This is a genomic window from Mycobacterium sp. (genome assembly GCF_049281135.1).
Taxonomy (GTDB): domain Bacteria; phylum Actinomycetota; class Actinomycetes; order Mycobacteriales; family Mycobacteriaceae; genus Mycobacterium.
In genome coordinates this window covers 1-11,392 of record NZ_JBAPRN010000155.1, presented here as the reverse complement: position 1 = coordinate 11,392, position 11,392 = coordinate 1, and the positions used below count along the sequence as shown (strand labels likewise).

Sequence of the window (11,392 nt, the reverse complement as noted above, 5' to 3'; positions counted from 1 at the left end):
CGCAGCAAACGCCGGCTCATCGGCCAACAACTGCCGACCCATCCCCGCCCACTGCGAACCCTGGCCCGAATACAAAAACACCGTGCCCTTGCCGCGCGGTACGTCGTGCGGAGCAACAACTCCCGGTGTCGGCTGGCCGGCCGCCAACGCCCGCAGACCCGCGACGAGCTCGGCGCGGTCGCGCGCGGAAACGGTGGCGATCTTGTTGTGGCGACTGCGGTAAAGGTTGACGGTGTGCGCGATGTCGGCCAGCGGCACCTCGGCCCCGGCACCGGACATCCAATCGGCCAGTACCGCAGCCCAGGAAGCGATTCGCTGCTCGGTCTTGCCGGACACCGTCAGCGTCGTCACCGCGGACCCCGAGTCGCCGTGCGAGACGGGCACGGGGTCCGGGCCTTGCTCGATCACGACGTGTGCGTTCGTCCCGCCGATGCCGAACGACGAGATGGCGGCCCGGCGCGGGCCTTCTTCGGCCGGCCACGGACGGAGCTCGGTGGGGACGAACAGCCGGGTCGACTTGTGGTCGATCGCCGGATTCCATTGCGAGAAGTTGAGATTCGGCGGGATCTGGGACCGCTGCACCGACAGTGCGGCCTTGATGAACCCGGCGATGCCGGCCGCAGCCTCGAGGTGGCCGAAGTTGGATTTCACTGCGCCGAGGGCACAGTCGCCGTCGCCCTTACCGTATTGGTCGGCCAGTGCTTCGAATTCGATGGGGTCACCAAGCCCGGTGCCGGTGCCGTGCGCCTCGATGTAGTTCACCGAGCGGGCGGGCACGTCGCCGCTCCGCAGTGCGCTCCTGATCACGTCTTGTTGCGCGATGGTGTTGGGCGCGGTCAGTCCGTTGGACCGGCCGTCCTGGTTGACGGCGGAGCCCCGCACTACGGCGAGCACCCGGTCCCCGTCACGCACGGCGTCGGTGAGCCGTTTGAGCACCACGACGCCGCAGCCTTCGCCGCGGACGAATCCGTCGGCGCGAGAGTCGAAGGAGTAGCACCGGCCGTTCGGGGACAGCATTCCCCACTTGGCCATCGCGATCTGGGTTTCCGGGCGCAGGATCAGGCTGACCCCGCCGGCCAGGGCCAGGTCGCTTTCCCGCAACCGCAGGCTCTGGCAGGCCAGATGGATCGTCACCAACGACGATGAGCACGCGGAGTCGATGGCAACCGCCGGACCGCGCAACCCCAACAGATACGCGATGCGCCCGACGGCCACCGCGTGCGCATTGCCGGTCGCGGAGTAGGCGTCGATGGCATCCGGGTTGGCCGCCGAAATCGTTTGGTATTCGCCGTAATACACGCCCATCAGTACGGCGGCACGTACACCGGACAGATCCTCGGTCGCGATTCCGGCATGCTCGAGCGCTTCGTAGGCGACCTCCAGCATCAACCGCTGCTGGGGATCCATCGCCTCGGCTTCGCGCGGCGAGATACCGAAGTAGTCGGCGTCGAAGCCGGCCACGTCGGACAGGAAGCCGCCCCACTTGGACGACATCCGGCCGGGCGCGAACTGATCCGCGTCGTAGAACTCGTCGGCGTTCCAGCGGTCCGCCGGGATCTCGCTGATCCCGTCGCCGCGATTGGCCAGGAAGTTCCAATAGCCCTCTGGGCCGTCCGCGCCGCCGGGGAAACGGCACCCGATGCCCACCACCGCGATGGGCTCAGCGGCGACGACCCGGGAAGAACTGTCGAATTTCTGCGTGATCGCGTCCCGCTGTTCGCCGGACATCGCCGAAACTCTGTCGTAGATGGTCGCCATCAGAAAATACCGCTTTCACTGCTCGCCGATGCCGACTCGACGCTGTCGAACAAGTCATCCAACACGCTGCGCTCCGGCTCGGTCGCCGAACCGGCGGAATCCTCCACCGGCGCGTCCGCGGGCGCAAGCAGACCGGCCACGTATGTGGCCAGCGATGCGATGGTCGGATGGTTGAACAACATATTCGCCGACACGTCCAGTCCGACCAACTTCTTGGTCTCCTTGAGGACCGTCATGGCCATCATCGAATCCAGGCCCAGCTCGGGGAACGGAGCGTCGAGCTTGATCGCCGACGGCGACATCCTCAGTTCGCGCCCCAAGATGGCCTGCAACCGGGTCTGCAGTTCGGTGAGCCGCTCCTCGGCTGACAATGTCGACCAGTCCGGGGCCACCGCTATCGCGGGGTCGCCACCGGGCGCTGTGTGCTCGACGCTCGCGACGGCGGCGTTGAACTCGGAGGCGATCTTTTCGAAGTAATCCAGGTCGCGGAATTCCGGGGTCGCCGCGACCGCGCGGTCGAGCCGCAGCCGGCCGACACCGACCCGGTTGAGCGGGCCGCCGACCAGGGTCTGCAGCGCCTCGATGCCCTCGTCGGGGGTGATCGGGTCGAGCACGCTGTAGGTCAGCTTGCTGCTCATACCGACTGCGGACCACTGACCCCAGTTGATCGCGGTGGCGGGGCGCCCGGATGCGCGTCGCCACGTCATCAGCGCATCGAGCCAGGCATTGCCGGTCGCGTAGGCCAGCTGGCCGGGCAGGCCGAGCATGGTGGCCATCGACGAGAAGCCGACCCACCAGTCCATCTCTTTGTCGGCGGTCGCGGCGTTCAATCGCAGCGCGCCGGCCACCTTGGGTGTCCAGACCCGCTGCATCCCTTCCCGGGTAAGCGCGGTCACCAGGCCGTCGCCGGTCACGCCGGCGCCGTGCACGAGTCCGCGCAGCGGCCGTCCGGTCTCTTCGGCCGCAGCCACCAACCGCTCGGCCACCCCGGGGGTTGCGATGTCGCCGGCCACGAAGACGACCTCGGTGCCGTCGCCCAGGGCGTCCAGGTCCTTGCGTTGCGCTTCGGCGGGTTCATTGCGGCCGCTGAGGACAATCCGGCCGGCGCCACGCTGCACCAGCCATCGGGTGACGACGGTGCCCAGGCCGCCCAGCCCGCCGGTGATGATGTAGGAGCCGTCCACGCGGACCACCGCTTCGTGGTGGCCGCCGCCCAGTGTCGCCCGCACCAGCCGCTCGACGTAGCGGCCGTCCTCGCGCAGCGCGACCACGTCGTCGCCGGTCGACGCCGCCAATTCATTCGTCAACGCAGCGACGAGGTCACCGGTGCTGCCCACATCGAGCAGGGTGGCACCGACATCAGGCTCGCCGGCCAGTACGCGGGCCGCTTCGCCGGGGAACCGCCAGTTGCGGATGAGGCCTTTGAGCGCGCCGATCGCCGGGTCGCCCGGCTCGTTGTCGTGCACCGATAAACCGTCGCGGGTGACCAGCCACAACCGTGGCGACTTATCCTTCTGGCCACTGACGGCCGCGTGAGCGGCGGCCGAGATCTGCACGATCAAATCTTGCGCGCGGCTCAGCGCGGCATCGGTGTCGGCGCCGTCGAATGCGCGCTTCGCCAGCAGCACAAGGATACCCACCGGCGGGAACTGCGAATCGTCGCCGGTCTTGGCGAAGGCTTCGGCCACTGCTGACTCGTCCGCCAGCGTTGCGCTGATCACTCGCCGAGTCGGCGACGTGAACTGGGTCGTGATCTCTGCTGCGAGTGCCGTTGTCTCCGAATCAGATTCGGCCAGCACCACCCAGGTACCGGCTGCCACCGCGTCGCCCTGCGGCACCGGTTTCTGCACCCACGCGGCGTCAAAGATCTTCTGCTCCAACGACAGCGGCACACTGGCCAGATCCACCGGCTTCAGCTCGATGCCGGTCAGCTCCGCGATCGTGACCCCGGTGTCGTCGGTGAGAACGATGCGGCCCCGGTGTCCGTCCTGCCCCTGCTCGATCAGTTCGATGTGGCTACGTGCCCGGCCGCGGATCGGGCCGAACACCCGGATCGTCTCCACCGACACGGCCTGATAGGACGTTTCGTCCGATTCGGCCGGGATGGCGGCCACCAGCTGCCGCAATGCCGCGTCGAGCAGCACCGGATGGATGCGATACTCGGGGTGATCGGCGACCTCGTCGGGCAGCACGATCTCGGTGCCCTCACCGTCCTGCTTGCCGACCGGCGCGCCGACCAGGTCGATGTCGGCCACCGCGTAGCGGGACCAGCTGCCGCCGGCCGAGCGGGCCTGGATCTCAACGCGATTCACGTCGGGGCCTTGCGAAAGCTGTGTTGTGACGCGGGTCTGGGCGTCCAGGACCAGCGGCCGCTCGATCTCCAGCGCCGTGACGACGGATGCGCCGAGCGCCTGGCCGGCTGCGGCCAACGCCATCTCGGCGAAGCCGGCTGCGGAGACGACCGCCCGGCCCTGAATCGTGTGATCGGCCAGCCACGGCAGCGTCTCGACACCGATGTCGGTCTGCCACACATGCTCATGACCGGACGGCATCTCGACGTGCGCGCCGAGTAGCGGGTGGACGTTGGCCAGCCGTTGTCCGGCCGGCTTCTTCTCGACCCAGTAGCTGGCGTGCAGCCACGGCGACGCGGGTATGTCGACGCGGCGCCGACCGACGGTGTCGGGGGCCGTTACGCCGAGCGTGGCGAGTTGCTCGTGGACAGAGAGTGTTTCGTCGTCGCCACGCTTCATCGCCGCGGTGACGTTGAAGCGATCACGCGACGACACCGAGGCCAGCGTCTCGCCGATGCCGTGGGTGAGCAAGGGGTGCGGGCTGACTTCGACGAAGGTGGTGTGGTTTTCCGCAGCTTTGGCGACCGCCTGGCTGAATCGCACCGGGTTACGAAGGTTGACCACCCAGTAGTCGGCGTCGAACTTCGCTGCCTCGGAATCACCGGCCGTGCTGACCAACGGAATCCGCGGCGTCATCGGCTTCACATCAGACAATGCCTCTTTGAGCTCAGCCAAGATCGGGTCCACCGTCGGATGATGCGACGCCACATCCACCTCGACGCGACGGGCGAGGAGACCTTGCGCGTCGACCGCCTCGATCGCGGCGTCGACCTGTTCGGGCGGGCCGGCGATCACCGTCTGCTCCGGCGCGGCATACACCGCCACCGTGACATCGGGGTACTGCCCGACCAGCTTCTCGGCTTCCTCGGCGCCCAGCTCCAGCAAGGCCATCGCGCCCTGACCCGACAACCGCGACATCAACTTCGACCGGGTGGCAATCACTTTCAGACCGTCAGCCGGGCTCAACGCACCGGCCACCACCGCCGCGGTCACCTCACCCATCGAGTGCCCGATCACCGCATCAGGTTCCACTCCGTAGGAGCGCCAGAGAGCGGTCAACGCCAACTGCATACCCACCAACACCGGCTGAATACGCTCAATACCCACCACCGGCTCACCAGCCAGCAACACATCGCGCAGCGAAAAACCCACCTGCGCAACAAAATCCGGCTCCAACTCAGCCACCGCCGCAGCAAACGCCGGCTCATCGGCCAACAACTGCCGACCCATCCCCGCCCACTGCGAACCCTGGCCCGAATACAAAAACACCGTGCCCTTGCCGCGCGGCTTCTCGCTGGGCTCCACCACGCCGGTCGCGGGTTCGCCTGCGGCCAGCGCACGCAGTCCGGCAACCGCTTGGGCACGGTCACGGGCGGACACGGTCCCGAAGCTGCGGTACCGGCCCCGGTAGTTGTTGACGGTGTGGGCGACGTCGGCCAGTGCCACGTCAGCACCCTCGCCGTCCATCCAGTCCGCCAGCATCGCTGCGGTCGGCCCGATGCGTGCGGGGGTCTTCCCAGAGATCACCAGTGTGCTGATCGCCGGTTCTGGTTGTCCGGCAACCGGTTCCGGGATGGGCGCCTGCTCGACGACGACGTGCGCGTTGGTCCCGCTGACCCCGAAGGATGACACGCCTGCCCGGCGCGGCCGGTCGACTGCGGGCCACGGCATGCCGTCGGCAGCGATGGTGAATTTCGACGCTCCGGCACCGGCATTCGGGGTCAGCCCGGTGAAGTGCAGGTGCGGCGGAATGTAGCCGTGGTTCATGCTGAGCACGGTCTTGATGAAACCGGCGATACCCGCGGAGTTCTCCAGGTGGCCCAGGTTGGTCTTGACCGAGCCCACCACCAGTGGCGCCGACTCTTCGCGATCGCCGAAAACCTGGCTGAGGGCGTCGAGTTCGATCGGGTCACCCAGCGCGGTGCCGGTGCCGTGCGCCTCGATGTAGTCGATCTCCGACGGCTGCAACCGCGCCGACGCCAGGGCCGCCCGCAAGACCGCCTGCTGGGCCGGGCCGCTGGGCACGGTCTGCCCGCTGCTCGGACCGTCCTGGTTGACGGCCGAACCCCGAACCAGGGCTAGCACCGAATCCCCGTCGCGGACTGCATCACTGAGGCGCTTGAGGACGATCACGCCGCAGCCCTCGCTGCGCACATAGCCGTTGGCGGCCGCGTCGAAGGTCTTGCACTGGCCATCGGGCGCCAGCATGCCCCACCGCGAACAGGCGATGCTGTTCTCCGGAGTCAAGATCAGGTTGGTTCCGGCGGCCAGCGCCAAATCCGTTTCGCGACGGCGCAGGCTCTGGGTTGCCAGGTGGATGGCGACCAGCGACGACGAGCACGCGGTGTCGAGCACCACAGCCGGGCCGTGCACGCCAAGGAAATACGACAGCCGTCCCGCGGCGAAGTTCGACGCATTGCCGAACGGCAGATACGGGTCGAAGTCCTCCGGGCTTACCCCGCCGTCAGTCGACAGCCAGTAGTAGTCGCTGGTGGTCAGACCGACGTAGATCCCGGTCTGGCTGTTGCGAATCGCCTTCGGCGTGACACCGGCGTTTTCCAGTGCCTCCCAGGAGACTTCGAGTAGCAGTCGCTGCTGGGGATCCATCGCGACCGCTTCGCGCGGGGAGATCCCGAAGAACTCGGCGTCGAATTCGTCGGGCCGCCAGGAGGTGAGAAACCCACCCTCCCGGTTGCAGATGGTGCCTGGCCGGGTGTGGTCCTCGGAAAAGTAAGCGTCGGCGTCCCAGCGGTCCTCGGGCACCCGGATCACGCCGCTGACTCCGTCGTGCAGCAGCTGCCAGTAGTCGGCGGGGGTGCTCACACCACCAGGGAGACGGCAGGCCATCCCGACCACGGCGATCGGTTCGACGTCGGCCTTTTCGGCGATCTCCAGCCGAGCCGTCAGGTCATCGATCTTGCGTAGCGCCTCGGTGATGATCGCCCGACGATCTGGCGGTGCAGTCATCCCGCTCAACCCAGCCTTTCAGAAAGCTCTTTGAGCAGTTCGTCGTCGCTGAAGTCCTCGTAGTCGTCGGCGCTTTCGTCCTCGGCCCCTTCTGCTACCTCCGGAAGAATGCCGGCCAAGTAATCCGACAGCGCCTCGACCGTCGGGTAGTCGAACACCACCGACGCGGGAAGCGTCTCGCCCAGGCTGTCCGAGAGGGATCGTTGAAGGGTCACGCTCATCAGTGAATCCATGCCGGACTGGAAGAAGCCCGCCGTCGGGTCGAGTAACTGCGACGACGCCAACCCCATCGCCGAGACAACGTGCGCGGTCACGTGATCGACCAGAATTCCGTGGCGCCGCGTCGGTTCGGCGTCGCGCAACGCATTCCGGAATTCGGTGCTGCGCGCCGCCGGACTCTCCGCACTCTCGCCAGTGGTCAACAGGTTGTCCACGATGCGCAGGGCCGCCCTGGTGCGATAGGCCGCGGCCAGCAAGGCCCAGTCGGCGGCAACAACGGTCGGCCGTGCCGGGGCACCGGGGCCGGTGAGCAACGGCAGCGCCTGGATCGCAACCTCGTCAGCCATCGGCTCCAGGCCCGAAGCGAGAGTGACCTGACGCTCTTCCTCGGATTGGCTGTCGGACAGCGACTTCCAGAGCCCCCAGTTGATCGCCGTAGCCGGCAGGCCGGCGGCCCGGCGGGCCAACGCGAAGGTGTCCAAGAACGTCGTCGTCGCCGTGTAGTGCGCCAGCCAGCGTGATCCGGTCAGCCCGGAGATCGACGAGAACAGCACGAACTGATCCAGCGAGTGACGCAGTGACAGCCGGTGCAACAGCGACACCACGTCCAGCTTCGGCCGGAACATCGCGGTGACGTCAGCACTCGTCATGTCCAGCAACGTGATCGGGCCACCGCCGAACGCCGCGACGTAGATGCCGGCCAGCGGTGGAAGGTCAGCACCGAAGCGGTCGAACAGCGCGCTCATCGCAGACTCGTCCGCCGCATCGGCGGCTGCCGTCACCAGAGTGGTGCCGGCCGGCGCCAGGCGGGCGGCCAGATCGTCGAGGCGCGAACCGGGGTTGCGCGATACCGCGACGACGGTGCCCGCGCCGGAGTCGGCAAGCTGCTGGATCAGGTGCGGTCCGATGTTGCCGGTCGCGCCGATAACCAGATAGCTGCTGTCCTTGGATAATTCGGCAGGGGCGGTCGAGGGAGCATATCCCTTGTGCAGCCGCGGCACCCGGCGCAGGCCGGCCCGGTAGACAACCTGGTCTTCGTCGTCGGCGGCCTTGGCCTCGTCCACCACGTAGCCGGCGGCCAAGCCGTCAGGCACCGACTCGTCGATATCGATGACGCGGCCCCAGAATTCGGGGTGCTCGAGTGCGAGCGTGCGGCCCAGACCCCACAACACCGCGTGAGCGGGGTTGGCGCGGTCGCCTTCGCTGACCGGCTGGGCGTTGCGGGTGAGCAGATACAGCCGCGGCGCCACGCCCATCTCGGCGATGGCGGCGGTCAGCCGCCGTGCGGCGTTGAAATACTCGTATCCCGCCTCGGCATCGAACTGGCCGCCGGTCACCTCGGGTGCGTAGAGCACGTGGGTCACTCCGGCGAGGGCGTCGGCGATCGCCACCGGGTCGGTGCCTTCGGCCAGCACCGACGTCGGCGCAGGCGCGGCGGCGAATTCGTCGCCGAGGACGCGGCCGATCTCCGACCCCAAATCGGAGTCGGTGATCACCAGCCACGAAATGTCAGCGTCGCCTTTAGCTTCGGACAATTCGCTGGCCGGCCAGGCCAGCTGGCAGTACCACTCCGACGGGATCCTGGCATCTGCGTGCACGCCCGGATCACCAACGGCGGCAACATGTCTGATCGGAGTGATCGGTCGGGGGTTGACCCAGTGGTGGCCGTGGTGCCACGGCGTGTTCGGCAGCACCGGGTGCGGCTCGACAGGGTGCGGGGCCTGTGGCGGATGACTGGTGTGGACGGTGTTGAGGTTGGTGTGGAAACGGACCGCGTCGTCGCCGTCGCGCCACAACGTCCCCACGCTGTGGTGATGGCTGGTCGGATCCAGCGTGTCCCCGACGGCATGGGTCAGGATCGGATGGGCACTGATCTCGATGAAGGTCCCGTGCTCCTCGGCGGCAGCCGCGACGGCCTGGCTGAGCAGCGCCGGCTGACGTACGTTGGCCACCCAGTAGTCGGCATCCAGCATCGGTGACGCGGCGCCCTCGACGACCGTCGAATAGAACGGGACGGTGGGGATCTCGGGAGCCAAATCCTCAAGGGCCGTGCGCAATTCGCCCAGGATCGGATCCATGAACGCGGTGTGCGACGCGACCTCCATGTTGACCCGACGAGCGAAACGGTTCTGCGCGCTCACTGCGGCGATCACCGCGTCGACGGCGGCCACCGCGCCGGCAATCACTGTCTCGCGCGGCGAAATATAGCCCGCCACACTGACTTCGGGGTAGCCGGCGATCAGTGCCTCGGTTGCCTCGGGGTCGAGCTTCAGCAGCGCGACAGCGCCTTGGCCGGCGAGCTTGGACATCAACTGCGAACGGACGGCGATCACCCGCAGCCCGTCGACGACACTGAGCGCACCGGCGACCACTGCCGCGGTGACCTCCCCCATCGAATGGCCGATCACCGCATCCGGGTGCACTCCGTAGGAGCGCCACAGCTCGGTCAGCGCCAGCTGCAATCCCATCAGCACCGGCTGAACCTGCGCATCGCCGCTGATCGACTCGCCGTTGGCGATGATCTTCTGCAGCGAAAACCCGACCTTCTCGACAAAAATCGGGTCCAGCTCGGCGATCGCCTCGGCAAACACCGGCTCGTCTTCCAGCAACTGCCGGCCCATGCCGGCCCAGTGCGAACCCTGCCCCGAGTACACGAACACCGTGCCGGGACTGCACGGCCCGTCGTGCGGGCCGACTATTCCGTCCGCGCCATCGGTGAATCGGCCCTCGGCCAGCGCCTGCAACTGAGCCACCGCCTGGGCACGGTCGCGGATGCAGACGGTGGCGAACTGCGGGTGGCGCTCGCGGTGGTAGTTGAGCGTGTGGGCGACGTCGGGCAGCCGCACGTCAGCGCCCGCACCCTGCAGCCATTCCGCCAGCGACCGCGCCTGCGAGGCGATCCGCTCGGGCGACTTGCCCGACAGCACAAGGGTGCTCACTGCCGGGTCGGCCTCACGGATGACCGGTACGGCGGCAGGCGCCTGCTCGATCACCGCATGCGCGTTGGTGCCACCGAACCCGAACGACGACACGCCTGCCCGCCGCGGATGATCCGTCTGCGGCCATTCCTGTTGCTCGGCAACCACTTTAAGACGCAACTGGTCGAAGGGGATATGCGAATTGGGAGTGTGGAAGTGCAGGTTCTGCGGAATGCTGCCCTTCTGCACCGCGAGCACAGCTTTGATCAAGCCGGCTATTCCGGCCGCGGCCTCGAGATGACCGATGTTCGTCTTGACGGTGCCGATCAGCAGCGGCGCATCTTCGGCGCGACCACGTCCCAACACAGTGCCGAGAGCACGCGCCTCGATCGGGTCGCCCAGCGGCGTGCCGGTCCCGTGGGCCTCGACGTAGTCGACCTCTTGTGGCGGCACACCCGCGTTGGCGTACGCGGACCGCAGCACCGCCATCTGCGCAGCGGGGTTAGGCGCCAGCAGGCCGTTGGACCGGCCGTCCTGGTTCACTGCCGAACCACGCACCACCGCCAGCACCCGGTCGCCGTCGCGCACAGCGTCGTTCAGCCGCTTGAGCACCACGACGCCGCAGCCCTCGCCGCGAATGAACCCGTCGGCGTCGGCGTCGAACGCATGGCAGGCACCGGTGGACGACAACGCGCCGGTCAGGTCGAAGGCACGGACGACCGCGGGCGCCAGCATCAGGTTCACGCCTGCCGCCAGAGCCACGTCGGAGTCCCCGACGCGCAGGCTCTGAGAGGCCAGGTGCAGGGCGACGATCGACGACGAGCAGGCGGTGTCAACGGTGACCGACGGGCCGCGCAGATCCAGGAAGTACGACAGCCGGTTGGCGATAATGCTCAGCGCGCCACCGGAATTGCTCCACGCGTCGACGTTGGTCAGGTCCATTCCGGCCACGTACCCGTAGTCCGTGTAGCACGCGCCGGCGAACACGCCGGTCTGCGAGCGGCGCAGGGTGCTCGGCGGAATGCCCGCGTGTTCCAGTGCCTCCCAGGCGACTTCGAGCAACATCCGCTGCTGGGGGTCCATCTTGGCGGCTTCGCGGGTGGAGATGTCGAAGAACTCGGCGTCGAATTCGTCGAGGTTGGCCATGTATCCGCCGTAGCGGGTGGTGTGGGCGAGAGT

At 67.7% G+C, this 11,392-nt stretch carries 3 protein-coding genes; all 3 read right to left on the bottom strand.

Annotated elements, in window-relative coordinates:
• Positions 1–1,758: type I polyketide synthase (locus tag WAN02_RS06435; RefSeq protein ID WP_422263336.1), on the bottom strand; the 1,758-nt coding region annotated here is incomplete at its 3' end.
• Entirely contained in the window at positions 1,758–7,076 is a 5,319-nt protein-coding gene (locus WAN02_RS06430; protein WP_422263335.1) for an SDR family NAD(P)-dependent oxidoreductase, read from the bottom strand. The genes WAN02_RS06430 and WAN02_RS06435, both read right to left, overlap by 1 nt.
• A 5-nt stretch (positions 7,077–7,081) precedes the next feature.
• The coding region (locus WAN02_RS06425) for a type I polyketide synthase (protein ID WP_422263334.1) at positions 7,082–11,392 on the bottom strand (4,311 nt) is incomplete at its 5' end.